Raw genomic sequence first — 18,209 nt, forward strand, 5'->3', positions numbered from 1 at the left:
TCCCTGTCAGCATTGTTAGTGGCTGTACATCTCTGGTTCACCAAGACTTCCAGCGGGCGGCAGGTGACGAATAAAATGTACGATAGACCAGATGTCCTCGTCGCTTAGCGTACCGCTCGAGGCTGGCATCCCCGATGGTGAAATACCGTTATCGATCACCCATTTCAATTGCCCGTCCGTATAACTTTGTACTTCTGCGGAGCTCAGTGCTGGCAGCGGCGGTGACAGCCGATCCGCAAACGGAACTCCGGTATTCTGTCCGTCCATCCCGTGGCAAGCGACACAGTAGTGGTTGAACGCCTCTTTGCCAGCTGCTAGACTCTCCGAGGTCAATGGCAGAGGATTCTTCTGATCCTTGTTCCGCACCGTGAGACGGTGTTTCGTTGCTACGATCAACTGTCGTTCGAAGCTAGTTGGGGGGCTAACTTTGCAACCGCACACGAGAAGCATCAGCGCCAGTGCGAATTGGGCTCCAAGGCGCATGATTACTCCGTCACGTGGAGCGTCATCTTCATGGAACCGTGACCTGATCCGCAGAACATAGCGCACTGCCCGACGAAGGTACCGGCCTGTGTAGGCGTGAACGATGTTTCGCTGGTCTGACCCTTCTTTACTTTCAATACGATGTTCAGATCCTTGAACTTCAAGCCATGATCTACGTCTTCGCTGGTCAACAGGATGGTGACCTGCTCATTCTTCTTCAGGGTGATCTCTGCCGGCGAGAAGGTGAAACGCTTCGCAGTGATCTCTACACGGCGAGGACCCTGCGCGTGGGATCGTTGCGTTGCGACCGAGAGCACAGCCAAGATAGCCAGGATGAAAAGATGCTGTGTAGACTTGAGCTTCACTTAAATAGATCTCCTTGAGTTGGTATGTCAGTTCTGCTAGGGAGCGAGGTAGCGGAGAATATCGCGCTCGTCTTCCGCACTCAGCAAGGCGCGCACACGCATATGGCGAACCACTGTTCCTACAATCCTTGGCGAAAGCTGTTCGGGTGCATTGTGACAGCGATTACAGTTAGCTTGGAATTTGCGTTCTCCTGGGTCTGATTCTGTAAGTACTTTTGCAGCTAAAGCCTTCTTGGAGTTGTCACGCGCAGTTGGCACGGCAGGCGCATTCTGCGAGTACGAGAAAATAGTCCCTCCCGAGAAGACAGCAAACATTAGAAGAAGTATTTGTAGATGACTGCCAGTATTCCGTGTTGTAGCTCGTTAGGAATGACAGGGTGGCTAGCCCATTAGAAATGTCAGTATAGAGCCGTAGCCGTCGTGCTGTGGGAATGTGTGAAATCGCCGCACTTGGCGATTTTGCATATTTCCACAGCTTTGGGCGCCGGCGGTTTTTCGACATAGTCTGGCCCATAGATCTGCCGGCCGCGCTTCTTGTACCCACCCTTGGCGCTGTTGGTTAGCACCGTAGTCGGGCGCTTGAGTTCCTGCTGCGCCCTGACAATCGTCAACGCATGACTCAGGCGCTTGTTCTCGATCGTTGCTGTATGGCTCACACGCTGGTCTTTGCTGAAGACCCGATAGGGAAGCAAGTGGCCTTTCCAGCGCACCTCGAGCGGTCTGTCGGCGAAGTCGTAGACCTCGACGTACTGGCCGGGCAGCTTGTCGGCCAGCTCGCTGCGCTCCAGCAGGATCTGCTTCCGGTCGTACGCCAGGCTGAGTTGCTGGCTGACATGACGCAGCTCACGATGGCACAGGATGTCGGTCAGTCGGGAAGCCTGCACGTTGAGCCTTCGGTGCAGGTTCTCGGTCCTTACCGGGGCCAGCGCGAACTTCTCGTTGAACCGCTCCAGGAACCCTGGCAGGAACTCGTTACCCGCAGCCATGCCGCTGATGTTCGCCAGGCGAAGCTCCTTCACCAACCGATCCTGCAGGGTGCGGTTGGCTCGCTCCACGCGGCCCTTGGCCTGGCTGGAGTTCGCGCAAAGGATCTCGATGTTGAGCTCTGCCAGTGCGCGGCCGAACTGTGTCATGCCCTGGCCGCCCTTCGCATCCGGCTTGTTGACGCGGAAGACCGTGTGCTTGTCCGAGTAGAAGGCAACAGGGCAGCCGTGCGTCTGGAGATAGCCTTGTAGCGCCGCGAAGTAGGAGTCCGTGCTCTCGCTTGGCACGAAGCGCAACTGCATCAGCTTGCTGGTCGCGTCGTCGATGAAGACCAGCAGCGTGCAGGGCTCACCGCGTTGCTCGAACCAGCGGTGGTCGCTGCCATCGATCTGGATCAGTTCGCCATAGCTCTCGCGTCGAAGCCGCGGCTGGTGGAAGGTTCTCCGTTGTGTTCGCGACAGCCACAAACCTTCGGCCATCATCCATCGCCGCAAGGTCTCCTTGCCGATCCGGAGCTGATGCTTGTCCAGCAGCATCTCGGTCGCCAGCGTCGGCCCGAAGTCCGCGTACCTGGTCTTGACCAGTTCGACCGCGTACTTCCGGATGCCTTCGTTGTGACTTCTGTTGGATCTTCTTCCACGCGCCTTGTGGATCAGCCCGCTGCCGCCGTCGGCCTCGTAGCGGGCCAGCAGCCGAAACGCCTGGCGCCCGCTGATCGCGAGCACGGCTGCCGCCGCAGCCACCGTCCGACGCCCAGCCCGCACGTCACTCAACACTTCGATCCGCCTCAGATCGCGCTCGCTCATCGAGATCCATCCCATCCTTAGAACCTGACAGTTCTAATGGGCTGGACCATGACATTTCTATCGAGCCGCTACATTCCGCCACGCAGTAACTCGTGTTATCAGTCTTTTCATTTAGAACCTCGCCAAGCAGGAAAGAGAAGTCTGTAGGTAAGCGATATCTCCCAGATATTTGTGTTATTTGTCGCAGAGAACCTTCGCGCATAACTCGAATTAAGGCGGACCTCATGAGGAAGGTGATAGTCAAATCCAAAATCGGCCTGTCTAGTGTCAACACCGGGCAAGCCGTCTCCGGGACCAGGACTATCGCGGAAGGTCTGCTGGATGCGAAAAAGGGGTTCGAAGCGGCCGATCAGGCTGTCCGGTCCGTGCCACTGTGACATACGGTAGGAGTTCTCAATCTAGTAACCCTGCGCGTGCGCTGCATGGACATATTCCGAGCGCACCTGAAGCGGAGATCGCGCTGGTGTCCACCAAACGTGGGTTCCGTATGCGTTCACAGGTGTTCCGGTTAGAACGCGCGAGAAGGAAGAACCAATTTCCAAGCGCTTCCTCGGAAAATAGATATCGATACGATCTCCTACAGATCGCACGGATTGAAACTGAGATATGCTGCTGGACGCTTCAAAGTATCCGATGTAGTTCATCTGCACGGCAGGCTTGGAAAAGATCACGCCCCGAAGCATGGCACCGTTGCCCGAACCCAGAGGATCACCTGCGGAGAAAATTAGTGGAGCGTCCTGGAATCTCTGGATCCAAATAGCGGACAGCCGTTCGTTGTAGGTTCCAAATGGCGTAAGGAAGCGTCCTGCGACGAGGGTGACATGACGATTGACGACGTAATCAAGTTGCAATGCCTGTGTCGCCTTGAAAAAAGTCCCCTTGTATGGTCCAGTCGCACCATTCTCGGGCGTGTAAAACTCGCGGAAGTCGAACCGGGACTCCGCGAGAAAATGCTTCCCCAACGGGAAGGCAACCACAGGTGCAAGCACGGGCTGGAACGACATCGTCCCGAGGTTTCTGCTTGCAAAGAATCCTGCGCCACCAGAAATGATCGGCGTGTCCTGGGCTGCAAGGGAGGGCGAAGACATCAGCAGGATCAGGCCAAGAATCCAACATGCTGCCACCGCGCTGAAGTGCGGATGGTGATTGCGTCTCTTGACTTTCTGAGACTGCATTTGTGACTGGCTGCTCATGAACCCAAGCTACCGGCGTGCAGCGGAGCAAGTGTCAGAGGGCTGTCTTCACTATGTCATCGGTTTGTAAATGAGTCTTGCTTCTATCGCCAGTGAGTCGTGAGCGCGCTGCAGAGCGAAGCGATGGTCGGCTCTTTGGCCTGGATGTCTGGAGGATAGCCAAGCTCTCGAAGCGTCTGCGAAGTGACCGGTCCTATGGATGCACGGACGATTGTCTTCGGAAGTGTCAGCGCAGCTTGTTCGAGCAGTGCAAATAGGTTCGTGGCCGTCGACGAACTAGTGAAGGTGATCGCGTCGGGCATGCTTTCTGGATGCGCAAGAAGCTTCTGCAGTGCGGCAATCGACTCTGTGGGAACGATGTTGCGATAGGCGCTTGCGATGGTCAGTTGCGCTCCCGCACTGTGCAGAGCGTCCGGAAGAACATCGCGTGCTTCTTCGGCACGGATGAGCAACATGGCACCACTCGACGCAAAAGGAACAAGTGCCTCCGCAAGCGACTCCGCAACGTACTGCTTTGGCATCAGGTCGACGATCAGGCCGATCTCCCGAACGGCCCGCGCAGTCGCCGGTCCGATCACCGCGATCTTCCGCGGGCTTGGCATGATTGACAGAGTCTTAGCACGCGCGGCGAAAGCATGCACCGCATTGATGCTGGTGAAGATTACCCACTCAAAGCTGCGAAGCGACGCGAGCGACGCATCGAGCACGCAGTAAGACAAAGGCGCAGCCAGCTCGATCGTCGGAATCGAAATCGTCTCTGCCCCTGCGGACTCAAGCTGCGCCGCAAGCTCCGAAGCCTGATGCCGCGTTCTCGTAATTAGAATGCGCTTGCCGATCAGCGGCATCGTCTCAGGCCAGTTCGGAGATAGGTGCGAGCAGTTCGAGAGCGCCTTGCGCGATCAAGTCTGCTGCGAGCTTCTGGCCTATCTCGCAGGGATTCGCCGTCAACGGTGCAGTCATTGCAAGCTGAACCATGGCTTCTCCATCCGGCGCGACGACCTGCGCATAGAGCCGATAGTGATCGTCTTCAGGCGTACAGTATGCGCCAATTGGAAGCTGACAACCACCACCAAGCGTGTGCAACACAGCACGTTCCGCATCGACGCAGAAGCGCGTGTGCGTGTGTTCGAAGAAGGCGATGGCACCGCGAACGTAAGCATCACGCTCGTCATCCGCATCGTCGGTCGCCGGGCAATCCACAGCACGGGTTTCAAGCGCAAGCGCGCCTTGTCCCGGCGCCGGACACATCTCCTCAGGCGAGAAGCGCTGATGAACCCACTCTGCGCGCTTTAGCCGGTCGAGACCCGCCGCAGCGAGAACCAGCGCATCCGCATCGCCCTTCTCCAGCTTCTTCAGGCGCGTGTCGATGTTGCCGCGGATCTCGACGAACTCGAGGTCAGGCCTCAGCGCCAGAAGCTGCGCGCGACGGCGTGGACTCGTCGTACCCACTTTCCCACCTTCAGGCAGCGTGTGTAAGGCCCAATACGGCTCGCAAACCCATACATCGCGTGCATCGGCACGCTTCGGGATCGCGGCAAGCGTAAACTGCGGAGCGATCTGCGTTGGCAGATCCTTGAGCGAGTGGACGGCGAGATCGATCCGGCCAGATTCCAGCGCCTCCTCGATCTCCTTGATGAAGATGCCTTTGCCGTCGAGGCCTGCTGGCGGAACGAAGCCAGGCTGCTGCATTCGGTCGCCGGTCGTGCGAATTACTTCCAGCTCAACCTTGTAGCCGGCGTCGCGGAGCGCGTAAAGGATATGGTTCGCCTGCCAGAGGGCGAGCTGCGAACCGCGGGAGCCAATGCGTATCGGTCGATTCATGTCTTCCTCAGAATACGGGAACCGAGGCGGATTGTTCCGCCATGTGGTCTAAGATGCTCCCATGCGTCTGCTCCTGTCCCTTCTCTCCATCGCTCTCGTTCTACCGCTCGCGGCCCAGCAACGCACGCTTCCCTTGTGGCCGAACGGTAATCCTGAGCCGTCGAAGATCGTTGGCCCGGAGAGCGATCCGACGACCGATGCTAACCGTATTGTGTCCGGCAAAGTGACCGTGCGCGTCACGAATGTGAGTCATCCCAGCCTGATCGTTTACGAACCAAAGGGAAAGAACACCGGCGCTGCGGCGCTCGTCTTTCCCGGTGGATCGTATATTCGTTTGGCCTACAACATCGAAGGGACCGAGGTCTGCGAGTGGCTGAACTCCATCGGCATGACCTGCGTTCTGGTGAAATATCGGGTTCCGGAAGAGGGTCATTATCCAGAGAACGTGGAGGATATCGAAGACGCGCAGCAGGCGATGCGACTCACGCGCGCTCATGCTGCGGAGTGGCATATCGACCCAAAGCGCATCGGCGCGATCGGCTTCTCTGCTGGCGCTCATCTGGCCGCTGTGTTGAGCACGCATCCTGACTTTCAGGGCAAGACTGTTCCGGCTTCAGCCATCGACGCTCGGCCTGACTTCCAGATGATCCTTTATCCGGGCTGGTTGAGCGGATCAGACGGCAAGGTTGCGCCTTCGCTGTTGCCCGATGCGGCGATTCCGCCGACGTTTCTTGTGCAGGCTGAGAACGACTATACGGCGCACGTCGAGAACTCGCTGGTGTACTTTCAGGCGCTTAAGGACGCCAAAGTCCCTGCTGAGCTTCATCTGTACACACAAGGCGGACATGGATTCGGGCTGCGGCCGACAGACCTGCCGATCTCTCATTGGCCTGCGGAGGCGGAGGTCTGGTTGCATACAATCCACATACTCGGCGAACCTGCGCCTGTCGGACGACCCTAACCGTTCTTTTGGATCAGCGTTGGTTGCTGACCTTGCTTTCCGCCGAGGAGCCAGTCGAGTCGGGATTGGATATCAACATCCTTGGCTTCACCTTCGATCTTGCCGACCACTTCGCCGTTCTCGTCGAGGATCAGGGTCGCGGGAACGAGAATGCCTAACTTGAGATCCGTCAGTGTTCGGTCCGTTGCGCCGAGCCAGACTGGAATCTTGAAACCTGCTGTTGCAAGAGTTGCGTCGATCTTGTTGCGCGTGTCGGGAGCGTCGAGCGAGATGGCCACGAACTGGACGTTTTTTAGAGCGTAGGTCTCGGAGAGCTTCTGTAGTCGAGGCATCTCGTCCTTGCAGGGACCGCACCACGTAGCCCAGAAGTTCACAACGGCTGGATGGCCGCGAAGCTCGGCGATGGTGTGTGTTGCGCCTGCACGGTCCTTAAATTTGATCGGTTTGTCGGCAGCGGCGGTCTGCTTTGTCTGAACCAAGAGGCAAACGGTGGCAAGTAGGAGGGCGGCGACAAGCTTCAGCTTAGGCATAAGTGGTGGTCCAACTATAGGAGACCCAAGCCCGCTTTACCTCCACCGAACGGATGAATGTAGCGCTGGTACCCCCCTCCCTACCTGAATGCGCAAAGTCTTCAAAACAGGTCGGTTAGGGGGGTACTTGTACGACTTCCAGTACGAATATGTACGACTTCTTTGCGGGTATACGATTTTTGGTTCAATTCGGGCGAATGAAACGGGAGGCGCGGGATGACGAAGTGTAGCGAAAGGCGCGTAAAGACTGAGGTTTAGCTGGCGAGGCGGAGACGAAAATTCGTTATGGTTCGTCTTTTGCGGGGGTGGTCTGGCGAAGCGCTCTCAACTGTGGGTGCAGCAGCTTGGCGGTGAGGGAGCGCGTCAGGGCTTCTACCGCTGCAGCCTGACCGGGCGTCAGCTCGGCTAGCTTCGATGCAGAACGGGCAAGCTCAGCCTGGCGAATCTGCTCCGCAGATTGCTGGAGGGCCAGAATCGCAGGAACGGCGTCGCGGGAGTGGAGCCGCTGCTCATACTTGGCGACCTCGCTTGTGATGATGGTCTCAGCCGCAGCGGCTTCGCGAGAACGATCCGCCAGATTCGCCTGCGCGACCTGCTGAAGGTCGTCGATGTCATAGACGAAGCAGCCCTCGACCTCGTTCATACGCGGGTCGACATCCCGCGGGACCGCAATGTCGATGAAGAACATAGGCCGATTGCGGCGGCGCTGGAGAAAGTGCTGTCCATGCGAACGTCCGAAGAGCTTCTGCGGCGCTCCGGTCGAGGTGATGACAATGTCGGCGCGATCAGCCTGACCATACAGCTCGTCGAACGGAATGACCTCGGTGTGGATGGCCGGACTGCGGAACTCGTCAGCGATCTTCTCGGCACGACCCTGTGTACGGTTGGCGACGAGGATACTCGCAGCCCCCTGCTGAATGAGGTGACGTGCGGCCAGTTCGGACATCTTCCCTGCTCCGACCAGCAGCACAGTCTTGCCGGTGAGGCTGCCAAAGATCTTGCGGGCGAGATCGACAGCTACGGACGCAATAGAGACGGAGGACGAGCCAATCTGGGTTTCGCTCCGGACCTTCTTGGCGACTGTAAAGGTCCGCTGCAGCAAGGCTTCAAGGTTCGACTGCACAGCGCCAACCTCACGCGCCGTTGTGTACGCGTCCTTGACCTGCCCGAGGATCTGCGGCTCGCCCACGACCATCGAATCAAGCGATGAAGCGACGCGGAAGAGGTGACGGACCGCCTCCCGCTCGCGGAACTCGTAGAGATGCGGAGTCAGCGTAGCGATCGGCAGGGAGAAGTATTCGTGGAGAAACCGGGGCAGATCGGGCGAAACGCCGTTCTCCTCCTGCATGGTCAGCAACTCGACGCGGTTGCAGGTGGAGAGGATCAGCCCTTCCTGGATTCCGGGCTGATGAAGCAATGTGCGCGTCGCATCTGCAAGACGGCCAGCAGGGATGGCGACACGCTCGCGCACCTCGATGGGAGCGGTGTTGTGGTTGATGCCAAGAAGGACGAGATGCCTGGTGCCGACGGTTTCACTCATGGCGCGGTGAACCTGTGGACGGCGGAGAACTGGTTCGCGGCCCAGACAGCCAGCACAACGAAGAAGACGAAGGAGGAGAGATAGACCGCTCGACGGCCGCGCAACCCGGAGTGGCGGCGGATGAAGATCATGCTCGCGTAGGCAAGCCACATCGCAAAGGCGAGAAGTACCTTTGGATCGAGGAAGAACGAGGGCCCAATCGTCTGCTCGGCGATGACAGCACCGATGAGCAGGCCTGCGGTCATACAGGGGAGTCCGTAGAGAAGCGCCTTGAGGGCGATCTGGTCCGTTGTTTCGAGCGGCGGAAGCCACGGAAGCGTCGGCGCCTTGGACTTCAGGCGGCGCTCCTGGATGAGGTAGAGCAACGACGCCAGCAAGGAGATCAGCAGCGCAGCATACGCAGCCAGCAGGAGAGCGATGTGCAGGAAGATCCAACCGGTGCGGAGAAGCGGGAGAGCGATCTCCTGCCCGGGCCGATAGGCCGGAATCAGGCCAAGGAGAAAGCAGATCGGAAGCAGAAAGATACCGAGCGAGACGGTCTTGAAGCGCCAGTACACCAGCAGAAAGGCGAGCGCAAAGAGGAGGCTGAGAAGCGCCTGGGTCTCGTGCGTTTCTACGGGAAGCGCATGGTGCGCGGCGTTGAGCATCTCCGCCAGCGAGACGAAGTGGAAGAGGACAGCGATGATGGTGGCGGGAATGGCGATATGCCGCCAGCGTGGGCGATCGTAGAGAGCTGCGGGCAGCACCGCGAGCGCGGCAACACCGTAGAGCAGAACTGCGACTTTGAGCCAGAGAAGGGACATACGGGTTCGCCAATCGGCGCGAAGCTCCAGTATATCGGGTATGGCCAGGTTGGACAGCGACCCAGTGACTACATGCCAGCTATCAGGTGAGCCATATGATGCCACCACGGTGTAGCGCCGAGGGCAAAGCGCAGAGGGGTGAAGGTGGCGAGACCGAAGAGCACTCCATAGATATAGACCCGGTGGACGCGCCGCCGGGTTACGAGATCGTAGACGGGACCGGCGAACATGAAGGCGAGGTTGATGGGACCGAGCACCTGCGGAGGTACGCCATGTATCCCGAGACGACCGAGCGCCGGCCCGATCAGCCCGATGACGACCGCCATCATCATGAGCCGCTGGTGAGCCTCGCGATCTCGTCGGTAGAGGTACCCAGTGACAAAGAAGAGCGCAAAGGTGAAGAGATCGACCAGACCGACGAGGAAGATGGTTTCGGCGTCATAAGGGCCGCCGCCATGATGTAGACGGACAGCGGTGAATGCGACGACAAGTCCGAGGAGTATGACCGCAGAGCCGAGAAAGGCTCCGCTGATGCCAAGTTTTCGGTGGAGCGAGGGCCGGTTTACGGCAATAAGCGCATTCTGGAGGACGAAGTAGAGCATCCAGGTGGTGAAGACGAAGCCATGGATGTGGACAAGCAGGCTTAGCGCCGGAGACATCGGGAAATGCGCTTTGAGGTAATAGGTTCGGCTAAAGCCGACAAAGATGAGGACGAAGGCGGCGATGGCCATCGTGAGATAGAAGCGGCGGTCGTAGGCCACACGTTTGCGGAGGGAGATGGAAGGAAGAACTTGTGTGGACATGAGCACCACATGCTGGCGGATCGGTCACCCGAGGGTAAACGCGTCGCACGAGATTAGACACCTTGGCCCGATAGTGCGGTGAGGATATGCAACGTTTCGTGGCTGCTCGGCTGGAGGGTGCCAGAGTAGCAGATTTGCGGAATATTCAAGCTTGAATATCGAGGCTACGTTCAAATCGATGCTTTAGGTGGGAGTTGAGCCTATCCGGCACTCAAGCAAATAGCTGCCATGCTACGGTTATCGCATTCCATCTTTCAAAGGAAAGCTATGAAACTTGTTGTCTCGGGACTGGATAACACCAGAGATCCTCTTCGCTTTAGACATCTCTGGGGACGCTATGTACTGGGCGTGAAGCCTTGGAAGCACTGTCTTGAAGGTCTAAAGACGGAGGTTGCGAAAGATGTGCTGCCGGACATGAAAGATGGAGAGTACGAGTTGGAAGACAGACTCTTCTATCTATGCGGTGTCGGCCACGCTGAGTCAAAGGCACGGGGACTGACATTGAATCGAAAGGTTACAAATGTTCACCTTGCTGTTCGTCCGCGAGAAGGCAGCGTTGCGTCAATCGGCTCGGTCTATGGGGTAACGTTCACGATCAAGGGCGCTCACGCCATTCCGATCGAACCGCTTCCAAAGGATTTCGGCGGCCTTCCCCCGGAACACTACCGTTGCAAGAACTTTCAGTTTGGATATCAGACCTTTGATGTGGAAACCGTCGGGGATGCGGCTGAGCCGAAGGGAGTAATCACCAGACTTCGTAACAATGATGATTAGCCGCCATCATGTCGCCGAATCGAGCTAGATAGACTTCAGGAGGAGGGCAGGCGGTATTCTGTCGACTGTGGCAAACGAGACTGGATCACCTGAAGCGACGATGGATGCGGGAATGCTGACGCCGGTGATGCGGCAGTATTTCGCGGCGAAGGAGCTCTACCCGGACTGCCTGATGTTCTGCAGGATTGGGGACTTCTACGAGCTGTTCTATGACGACGCGATCCTGGTGGCGCGGGAGTTGCAGCTTACGCTGACTGCGCGGGATCGGGAGAAGAAGCAGCCGATGTGCGGCGTTCCGTACCATGCGGCTGAGGTCTATATCCAGCGGCTGTTGCGGAAGGGCTACCGGATCGCGCTGTGCGAGCAGATGGAAGACCCCAAGACGGTCAAGGGCATCGTCAAGCGCGAGGTCACGCGTGTCCTGACTCCGGGGACCTCGATGGACCCTTCGCTCGGGGCAGAGCAGTCGAACTATCTTGCGAGTGTTCAGCTCAAGGGGAGCTGCGCGGGGGTGGCGCTACTGGATCTTTCGACGGGAGAGTTTCGGGCGACCGAGTTCACGGGGCCGGGTGCGTGGGCGGCAGCGGTGGATGAGTTAGGGCGAGTGAGGCCGGTGGAGTTGCTGTACGGGTCGGGCTTGCTGGGTGGGGTGAATCTTGCGGGGGAGCCTGAGACTTCGGCTGGGCTCGACGCGATTCGGACGAAGACGGCGGTAGACGAGTGGGTGTTTACGGCCGAGTATGCCGTGCCGCTGCTGCGGAATCACTTCAAGGTCTTTTCGCTGGAGGGGATGGGCCTGGGCGGGCACGAGGCTGCGGCTGTGGCGGCGGGGGCGCTCTTACACTACATCCAGAAGACAAAGCAGGGCGCAGTTGAGCACGTGGACGGGGTGCGGTACTACGAGCGGTCGACCTGCCTGGAACTGGACGCGGTCAGTGTAAGGAATCTGGAACTGGTAGAGCCGCTGTTCTCTGGCGAGTCGGCCCAGACGACCCTGTTTTACACGCTGGATGCCTGTTGCACGCCGATGGGTAAGCGGCTCTTGCGCGCTACGCTGTTGCGGCCTTCGAATGGCCTGCCGGAGATTGAAGCTCGGCTGGAGGCTGTGGCTGAAGCTTGCTCTCGCCTTCGAGAGCGGGAAGCTTTGCGACGTTCGATGGATGGCGTTCTGGATCTGGAGCGGCTTCTCGGGCGAGTGGCGCTGGACTCAGCCGGGCCGCGCGAGGTGATGGCGCTGGCCGGAACGCTTGGGTGCCTGCCGGGTGTCGTTGCCGCTGTGAGGATGTTTGCGGCGGGACGGTGGCAGGAGCTGGGGAAGATGGCTCATCCCACCCTTCGCGGTGAGGCTACGAAGGATGGGGCACCCGGAGGTTTTGGGCTCATTGACGGGATAAAGGCACCCGCAGGTCCTTCGACTGCGCTCCGCTCCGCTCAGGATGACAGATTCTCGGAGAATGGTTTCGATGCTCTGGAGGATTTGTGTGGATTGGTGGTGGGGACGATTGCGGAGGAGCCGCCGGTAACGTTCTCGGATGGTGGGGTGATTCGTGCGGGTGTGGATGCGGAGCTGGATGAGCTACGCGAGTTGAGCCGGAGTGGGCGGCAGGCGCTGGTGGCGATCGAGGAGCGGGAACGGACGAGGACGGGGATTGGATCGCTGAAGGTTCGATTCAACTCGGTCTTCGGCTACTACCTTGAGGTGACCAAGGCGAATGCAAAGTCGGTTCCGGCGGACTACGAGCGAAAGCAGACACTGGTCAACGCGGAACGGTTTACGACGCCGGAGCTGAAGGACTATGAAGCGAAGATCCTGACTGCGCAGGAACGGTCGGGTGAGATCGAGCGGCGGATCTTCGCCGAGTTGCGCGCTACGCTGCTGGCCGGAGCGATGCGAATGCGAGCGACAGCCAAACGAGTGGCCGAGATCGACATGCTGGCCTGCTTCGCGCATCTTGCGGCGTTGCGCGGCTGGGTGAAACCGACCGTTGAGGAGAGTGGCGTTCTGGAGTTTGTGCAGGCCCGGCACCCGGTGGTGGAGCGGCGGCTTGAGGAGAGTGGCGGTGGGCGGTTTGTGCCTAACTCGCTCTACCTCGATGCGGGCTCAGACGGGGCTAGTCCCGACGACGCTTCGGGCCCTGCGGTGATGTTGATCACGGGACCGAATATGGGCGGTAAGAGTACTTACCTGCGGCAGGCCGCCCTGCTGGTCGTCATGGCGCAGTGTGGATGCTTTGTGCCGGCGGAGAGAATGCGGCTCGGCTTGGTCGACCGGATCTATACGCGAATCGGAGCGAGCGATAATGTGGCGCGCGGGCGTTCGACGTTCATGGTGGAGATGACGGAGACGGCGGCCATTCTGAATACAGCTACATCACGCTCGCTGGTACTGCTCGATGAGATGGGACGGGGAACCGCTACGTATGACGGCTTGTCCTTAGCGTGGGCCACGGTAGAGCATCTGCATGATCGGATCGGTGCGCGGACGCTCTTTGCTACGCATTATCACGAGCTGACGCTGCTGGCGGAGCGGTTGACGCGACTGAAGAATCTGAGAGTCACCGTCAAGGAGACGAGTACGGGGATCGTCTTCCTGCATACGGTCGAGGCAGGTCCGGCGAGTAAGAGCTACGGCATTGAAGTCGCGAAGCTTGCTGGGCTGCCTGCAGTGGTCATCGGGCGCGCCCGTGAGGTGCTGAAGCTGCATGAGAAGGCGGAGACGCAGCAGGTGGCTTCAGCCCTAGCTGCTTCATCGGGTGAGACAGCGCGCCCGCTGCAGATGACGATGTTTACGCCGTTGTCGCAGAGGATTGTAGATCGGCTGGAAGCTGCGGATGTGGATGAGATGACTCCGCGAGAAGCGCTGAACCTGTTGGCGGAGCTGCAACGAGAGCTGAAGAACTGACCGCGGATGGCGCGGATGAACGCGGACGAGTGCGGATAAAGCCAACACTGATTTAAGGCTTGAGGCGGAGCGATGATTATTGCTGGTGTGATGAGTGGGACTTCGGCGGATGGGGTGGATGTGGCGGTTTGCCGGATTACGGCTGGGCCTGATGCCGCGTCGCCTCGGGTGAAGCTGCTGAGGTATAGCTCGTTCGCGTACCCGAAGGCTGTGCGTGCGGCGGTGCTTGGGGCTATGAATGCTGAGGATATTTCTACTGCGGAGTTGGCCCGGCTGAACTGGCGGCTTGGGGAGATTTATGCGGATGCTGTGAGTAAGGCTTGTGCTGCGGCAAACGTTCGAGGCAAGAGCTTGAGCCTGGTGGGATGTCATGGGCAGACGGTGTACCACCAAGGAATCGCAGCAAAGTATCTGGGTGCGGAGGTGCGAGCTACCTGGCAGGTCGGAGAGGCGAGTGTGATCGCAGAGCGGCTGCGAGTGCCCGTTGTAAGTGACTTTCGACCGGCAGATCTGGCTGCAGGGGGACAGGGGGCTCCGCTGGTGCCGATGCTGGATTACGTGATGTTTCGGTCAGAGAAGGTGAGCCGGATCCTGCAGAACCTTGGGGGGATTGGCAATCTTACGGCGTTGCCTGCGGGGTGCTCGGCTGATGGCGCGATGGCCTTCGACACGGGGCCGGGGAACATGGTCATCGATGGGTGCATGGAGCGGCTGTATGGAAAACACTTCGATCGGGGCGGGGCTGTAGGTAGGCGTGGCGGCGTACTTACCGACGTGGTGCAAGAGGTACTGCGTAGACCGTACTTCTCTGCCCCGCCGCCTAAGAGTTGCGGGCGTGAGGAGTTTGGATCGAGCTTTGTGGACGGATTCATTTCGCGATGTCGGAAGGTAAGTACGAGCGATGCAGATGTAGTGGCTACGGCTACGGCGTTGACAGCCGAGTCGGTGCTGTTGGGTTATCGGAGTTTTGTTTGGGCGCATGTGGGGCAGGCGGCTCCGCTTGCAAAGGTTGAATATGTAGTGGCGGGTGGCGGAGCCAAGAACGCTGCGTTGATGGACATGTTGCGCGAAGGGTTTGGAGCGCTGGGTGTAAAGGTGCGCGTGATGGAGGATTTGGGCGTGCCGGCTCAGGCCAAGGAGGGTGTGGCGTTTGCATTGCTGGCCTGGTTGACGTGGCATCGACTGCCGGGGAACGTTGTGGCTGCAACTGGCGCGACGAGGCCTGTGATCCTAGGGAAGGTTACATTTTGAAGTTTGCAGGGAGATGGAAGAGTGCCAGTCGATTTGCGGATGCCCACCTGAGCGCAACGGGCACGCGAAGATCGAACCTGCAAATCTCTCGCTGCCTTCTGCAAAGCTTTGCTGTGTCCATGCTGCTTGCGATGGTGGCCTGCCGCGGTCGGATTGAGGATCGCTCGACGGTCGTAATGATAATCGAGAGTAGCCCGAACAACCTTGATCTTCGGCAGGGCACGGACGCTCAGTCGGAGCGTGTGGGTGCGCTGATCTTCGACGCGCTGGTGAAGAAGGACGAGCACTACGAATTGCAGCCCTGGCTGGCTACGAAGTGGGAGCAACCGGATTCTTTGACGTGGGTCATCCATCTGCGGGACGGGGTGCGGTTTCAGGATGGTCGACCGCTTGAGGCGGAGGACGTCGCGTGGACGGTGCGGAGCATGATCGATAGCTCGGTCGCGGGTCTGATCACGGCGAAGGGTGGTGCGTTTGCGGCAGTCGAACGTGTGGAGACGCCGGATCGCCTGACTGTGGTAATCCGGCTCAAGCGCCCCGATGCGGGACTGCTCTTCAACATGAGCGACGGCCTGTTCGGAGTGGTGCCGCGAGGTGCGGGTAAAGACTTTGGGCTGCATCCGGTGGGCTCGGGGCCATTTCGCTTCCTGAGTGCAGTGCAGGATAAGGAAGTACTGGTCGAGCGCAATCATGACTACTGGGGGGATTCTCCTATCCTTCTCGGCGCGGCTGCAACCAACAAAAACCCGGTTGCCTCTGGACATCGGATCGAGCGGATCCGCTTTGCCGTGGTGCCGGATGCGATTACGACGGCGCTTGAGTTGAAGAAGGGCTCCGCAGATTTGGAGAGCAATGTCATTCCGCTGGACATGGTGTATGCGTTGCGCGAAGCTCCGAATCTTGTAACCGAGACGGGAGCAAGTTCGGTGGTGATCTATGCGAACTTCAACGTGCTCGATCCGTTGCTGAAGGATAAGCGAGTACGCCAGGCAATAGCCTGTGCGATGGACCGGCCAGCGATCATCGACGCCCTGTGGCGGGGACAGGCGCGGGTGGCGAATACGTGGCTGCCAACAGGACATTGGGCGGCGGCAACGAATGAGCAACTCCCGTTGTATCCACATGATGTGGCACGTGCGCAGGCGCTGCTGGAGGCGGCGGGATTCCGCGCAGGCAAAGATGGTATGCGCGTGCGGATCACGCTGAAGACTAGTACGGATGAGACGACGCGGTTGTTAGCAGCGGTGCTGCAGCAACAGATGCGAGCAGCGGGAATCGACCTGCAGATACGATCGGCGGAGTTCGGGACGTTCTATGCGGATGTGACGAAGGGCGCATTCCAGATGTATGCGCTGCGATGGATCGGCTCAAATGAAGACCCGGATATCTTTCGATACACGTATGATTCAGCTAGCTTTCCGCCTAAAGGTGGCAATCGGGGCCGGTATGCCAATCCTCGGCTGGATGCGCTGCTCAGGGAGGCTGGGGCTACTACCGATCAGGGGGAACGGCGGCGGCTTTACGTCGGAGTGCAGCAGATTCTAGCGGAGGACTTGCCGGGAATTCCGCTGTGGTATCCGAACAACGAGGTGCTCCATTCGCGGCGACTTGAGGGTGTCGTGCCTCATGCGAGTGGAGACTTCGATTTCCTGCGGACGGCTACGCTGCGATAGCTACGCGGCTGCTTTGGCCGCGAGGATGCCGATTCCGTTGAGGACGGTCAGGTGCTCTTCGAGGAGATGATGACGATCGCGCAGATACTCTGTGCTGTTGTAGCTGATGGTGACTTTACCTCCGTGCAGATCAGCGGCGATGAGCAGTTTGAGCGGAAGATCGATCGCGACGCTGGGCGAGGCGAGCATGAGGGGTGTGCCTGATTTGGGGCTGCCGAAGATCATGACCTTGGTTGGCGGCATGTGTAGGCCGACTGCCTCAGCTTCACCGCTGTGATCGATTAGTGCGAAGAGCTTAATACTCTTGGCGGCGAGCAGATCGGTAAGGCGCGCTACGGTTTCGTCTACGGAATGATTGGAGGCTATGGTGATCAGGCCGGAGACTTGCGATGGGCTTTCCATGCAAGCAACTTTAGTGGATAAGACGGACATTCGGCAACGTACCCAAAACGAGCCGGAGATGTTGAAAAGGCTTCGACCTCGGCTCGCTCTGAAACGCTGCCCCTTCTGGTCAACCCTTCCAGAGCATCATGATCAAGCCGCCAACAACCACAAAGGCACCACCGAGGTAGATGGGTTGTTGGGCGACTGCTGAAACTGCACTCCGGCGACGATTTGGGCAACGAGGAAGAAAAGTACCACATAGATACCCAGGAGCTTGCCGAAATCTATCTTTGAGGAGTTCAGGAACAAGCTGTAGCAAATGAGCACTGCCGCTCCAGCAGCGAACAAGCCAATCTGTCTTGCGCCCGAGGAGTGATAGAGGCCGGACTGGAAGCAGGCGTCTCCCTGTACTTCAAGGTAGGCCGCAAGAGCTAGAACTACGACTGTTCCTGCTGGTGAATCTGATGGAAGATGCATTTGCCGCAGGTTTCGAGAGTGTCGCATTGGCAGTTGGTCATCATGTCTTTCAGCAAGCTTTGCATGAATTGGATCTCGTCCATTTTCGCTGCGAGCTCCTTGATTTTCCTGGAGGACAGTTGCTTCCACCGTTCCGGTGCGGGGGTGCCCGGAACGAAACCTGTTAGCAATTCCTGGATTTCGTCCAAGGTGAATCCCGCCTGCTGAGCTCGCTGCACGATGGACAGGCGATAAAACACGCTCCTGTCATATCGTCTTTGTCCGCCGACACGTTCTACCGAATCGAGGATTCCGATTTCTTCGTAGTAGCGAATCGCCGAGGTCCGTAAACCAGTCTGTTTTGCGACTTCCGAAATGGTCAAAGATGCCATGCACGATTATTGCAGCTTGCCTTCAAGTTAACTTGAAGGCGTACCGTTTGGAGAATGAGATTCAGGCGACGTGTAAATACACGACCCC

General features: G+C 58.7%; 17 protein-coding genes and 1 pseudogene. 5 read left to right on the plus strand and 13 right to left on the minus strand.

Annotated elements, in window-relative coordinates; all coding sequences use genetic code 11:
* Positions 1-15 precede the first annotated feature (15 nt).
* From OHL20_RS02325 to hemC, 6 genes and pseudogenes are all read right to left on the minus strand, one after another.
* Positions 16-483, minus strand: a complete 468-nt coding sequence (locus tag OHL20_RS02325) for a c-type cytochrome (RefSeq protein WP_263381608.1) — start codon at positions 481-483, stop codon at positions 16-18.
* A gap of 2 nt (positions 484-485) precedes the next feature.
* Positions 486-848, minus strand: a complete 363-nt coding sequence (locus OHL20_RS02330; RefSeq protein ID WP_263381609.1) for a cupredoxin domain-containing protein — start codon at positions 846-848, stop codon at positions 486-488.
* Positions 849-1,366: 518 nt separating this feature from the next.
* Positions 1,367-2,653, minus strand: a pseudogene (locus tag OHL20_RS02335) (ISNCY family transposase); the annotation flags it as partial.
* Between the two features lie 383 nt (positions 2,654-3,036).
* Positions 3,037-3,813, minus strand: coding sequence for a hypothetical protein (locus OHL20_RS02340; RefSeq protein ID WP_263381611.1), 777 nt, complete (start codon positions 3,811-3,813; stop codon positions 3,037-3,039).
* Positions 3,814-3,914: 101 nt separating this feature from the next.
* Entirely contained in the window at positions 3,915-4,676 is a 762-nt protein-coding gene (locus OHL20_RS02345) for a uroporphyrinogen-III synthase (RefSeq protein WP_263381612.1), read from the minus strand.
* A gap of 4 nt (positions 4,677-4,680) precedes the next feature.
* Complete coding sequence (hemC, locus tag OHL20_RS02350) at positions 4,681-5,652, minus strand: hydroxymethylbilane synthase (RefSeq protein ID WP_263381613.1); 972 nt, start codon at positions 5,650-5,652, stop codon at positions 4,681-4,683.
* A 61-nt stretch (positions 5,653-5,713) separates the two neighbouring features.
* On the opposite strand from hemC, the gene OHL20_RS02355 reads away from it, so the two are divergent.
* Positions 5,714-6,613 carry an alpha/beta hydrolase gene (locus OHL20_RS02355; RefSeq protein ID WP_263381614.1) on the plus strand — a complete coding sequence of 300 codons (900 nt, stop codon included), beginning with the start codon at positions 5,714-5,716 and terminating at the stop codon, positions 6,611-6,613.
* Here OHL20_RS02355 and OHL20_RS02360 read toward each other — a convergent pair.
* From OHL20_RS02360 to OHL20_RS02375, 4 genes are all read right to left on the minus strand, one after another.
* Positions 6,610-7,143: a TlpA family protein disulfide reductase gene (locus OHL20_RS02360; protein ID WP_263381615.1), complete on the minus strand. Its 534-nt coding sequence runs from the start codon at positions 7,141-7,143 to the stop codon at positions 6,610-6,612. The two genes, OHL20_RS02355 and OHL20_RS02360, sit on opposite strands and share 4 nt — an antisense overlap.
* Before the next feature lie 283 nt (positions 7,144-7,426).
* Positions 7,427-8,683 carry a glutamyl-tRNA reductase gene (gene hemA / locus OHL20_RS02365; protein ID WP_263381616.1) on the minus strand — a complete coding sequence of 419 codons (1,257 nt, stop codon included), beginning with the start codon at positions 8,681-8,683 and terminating at the stop codon, positions 7,427-7,429.
* Positions 8,680-9,486, minus strand: coding sequence for a cytochrome c biogenesis protein (locus tag OHL20_RS02370; RefSeq protein WP_263381617.1), 807 nt, complete (start codon positions 9,484-9,486; stop codon positions 8,680-8,682). The genes hemA and OHL20_RS02370 overlap by 4 nt, the downstream gene beginning before the upstream one ends.
* A 68-nt stretch (positions 9,487-9,554) precedes the next feature.
* Entirely contained in the window at positions 9,555-10,289 is a 735-nt protein-coding gene (locus tag OHL20_RS02375; protein ID WP_263381618.1) for a hypothetical protein, read from the minus strand.
* Positions 10,290-10,556: 267 nt separating this feature from the next.
* Between OHL20_RS02375 and OHL20_RS02380 the strand changes: the two genes are divergently transcribed.
* The 4 genes from OHL20_RS02380 (at position 10,557) to OHL20_RS02395 (ending at position 16,889) form a co-directional block, all read left to right on the plus strand.
* Positions 10,557-11,063 carry a hypothetical protein gene (locus OHL20_RS02380; RefSeq protein ID WP_263381619.1) on the plus strand — a complete coding sequence of 169 codons (507 nt, stop codon included), beginning with the start codon at positions 10,557-10,559 and terminating at the stop codon, positions 11,061-11,063.
* Positions 11,064-11,163: 100 nt separating this feature from the next.
* Positions 11,164-13,965 (plus strand): DNA mismatch repair protein MutS, encoded by a 2,802-nt coding sequence (gene mutS, locus OHL20_RS02385; RefSeq protein ID WP_263384930.1) that lies wholly within the window; start codon positions 11,164-11,166, stop codon positions 13,963-13,965.
* A 72-nt stretch (positions 13,966-14,037) separates the two neighbouring features.
* Positions 14,038-15,216, plus strand: coding sequence for an anhydro-N-acetylmuramic acid kinase (locus tag OHL20_RS02390; protein ID WP_263381620.1), 1,179 nt, complete (start codon positions 14,038-14,040; stop codon positions 15,214-15,216).
* A 176-nt stretch (positions 15,217-15,392) separates the two neighbouring features.
* A complete protein-coding gene (locus OHL20_RS02395) occupies positions 15,393-16,889 on the plus strand; it encodes an ABC transporter substrate-binding protein (protein WP_263381621.1) in 1,497 nt (498 codons plus the stop codon).
* Here the strand turns inward: OHL20_RS02395 and OHL20_RS02400 are convergent, their stop codons facing one another.
* The 3 genes from OHL20_RS02400 to OHL20_RS02410 all read right to left on the minus strand — a co-directional run bounded on the left by OHL20_RS02400 (position 16,890) and on the right by OHL20_RS02410 (position 18,121).
* Positions 16,890-17,291, minus strand: a complete 402-nt coding sequence (locus tag OHL20_RS02400) for a DUF302 domain-containing protein (protein ID WP_263381622.1) — start codon at positions 17,289-17,291, stop codon at positions 16,890-16,892.
* 132 nt (positions 17,292-17,423) lie between these two features.
* Positions 17,424-17,750, minus strand: coding sequence for a hypothetical protein (locus OHL20_RS02405; protein WP_263385067.1), 327 nt, complete (start codon positions 17,748-17,750; stop codon positions 17,424-17,426).
* Complete coding sequence (locus OHL20_RS02410) at positions 17,711-18,121, minus strand: MerR family transcriptional regulator (protein WP_263381623.1); 411 nt, start codon at positions 18,119-18,121, stop codon at positions 17,711-17,713. The genes OHL20_RS02405 and OHL20_RS02410 overlap by 40 nt, the downstream gene beginning before the upstream one ends.
* Positions 18,122-18,209 lie beyond the last annotated feature (88 nt).

Source organism: Granulicella arctica (genome assembly GCF_025685605.1).
Lineage (GTDB): Bacteria > Acidobacteriota > Terriglobia > Terriglobales > Acidobacteriaceae > Edaphobacter > Edaphobacter arcticus.